Annotated in this window: 1 protein-coding gene; it reads left to right on the forward strand. The window is 55.6% G+C overall.

Annotated features, from left to right (window positions below; genetic code table 11):
• Nucleotides 1-60 precede the first annotated feature (60 nt).
• Nucleotides 61-1277, forward strand: a protein-coding gene (locus HMPREF3101_RS00205) for an IS3 family transposase (RefSeq protein WP_141737292.1) whose coding sequence is annotated in 2 segments (ribosomal slippage) — nucleotides 61-322 and nucleotides 322-1277 — 1218 coding nt in all. Because the reading frame shifts where the segments join, the coding sequence is not laid out codon by codon here.
• Nucleotides 1278-1323 lie beyond the last annotated feature (46 nt).

The following is a 1323-nucleotide window of genomic DNA, read 5'->3' on the forward strand; positions in this document are numbered from 1 at the left end:
TGAGGTTACCCTTGTTTAGTGGACACCCGACTTGTACGGATGTTGTGTCCGTAGGAGAGGATGTTCATTGTGAGTCAACAACGCAAGAAGTACACGCCGGAGTACCGGCGTGAAGCTGCGAATCTCGTGATTGAGTCGCAGCGTCCGATTGCTCATGTGGCCCGGGAGATCGGTGTCGCTCCGGGGCTTTTGGGCAGGTGGGTCAAAGATGAAAAACAGCGCCGAGGCGCCAGCGATGGGATGAGCGAGACAGATCTTCGCGCTGAGATTGCTCGTCTGCGTCGTGAGCTGGCAGAGGCCAGGTTAGACAATGAGTTCTTGTCAAAAGCGACAGCCTTCTTCGCCGCGAAGCAACGCGAACAGAAAAGTTCGAACTAATGCGGCAGGAGAAGGCGAACTACAGCATCAAACGCATGGCACGTCTGTTGAAAGTGTCCCGGTCCGGTTACTATAAATGGGCCAATAAGCAGGAACAACGGCTATCTGGAAACGATGATCGGGCAGCATTCTACGACGATGTTGACCGCACGATCCATCAGATCTGGTCAGATTCTGATCACGTCTACGGTGCCCCACGGATCACTGCGGAACTTGCCGAGCGCTACGGCATTGCACTAAACCGCAAGACTGTGGCCAAGCGGATGCGTCTGATGGGTATTGAAGGGATTTCACCGCGTGCCTTCGTCCCGGTGACAACGATTCAATCTAAGCGTAAGTCCACGCTTCCGGACCTGGTCAGGCGTATGTTTGATGCCGGTGAGCTTAATCGGGTGTGGATGTCGGATATTACCTATCTGCGCACCGGTGAGGGCTGGTTGTACTTGTGTGTTATCCGCGACGGCCATTCCCGCCGTGTGTTGGGCTGGGCGATGGATAGCGTTCAAGATACTTCTCTGGTTGAACGGGCCTTGCGCATGGCCTATACGCTGCGTGGTGAGGTTGCTGATGGGCTGGTGTTTCATGCTGATCGTGGATCACAGTTTACGAGTGAGCAGATCTGGGACGTGTGCCGTGATTTGGGGATTGCCCAGTCCGTTGGGCGTACCGGAGTGTGCTTCGATAACGCGATGGCTGAGTCGTTTTGGTCAACACTTAAAACCGAGTTCTATGACCGGCAGCACTGGCCTACCCGTGATGGTGCGCGTACGGCTGTCGCGCGCTGGATTGAGGTGGTCTACAACCGTCGCCGCCGGCACTCCGCACTCGGGATGATCAGCCCCGTCGACTTCGAGTACCACATCACCCAATCCACCAACAAAAAAGAAACAGCTGCCTAACCATCAGGCAGCTCCACTACGTGTCCACGATTTGCGGGCAACCCCA

The organism is Corynebacterium sp. HMSC29G08 (assembly GCF_001806875.1).
Taxonomy (GTDB): Bacteria; Actinomycetota; Actinomycetes; order Mycobacteriales; family Mycobacteriaceae; genus Corynebacterium.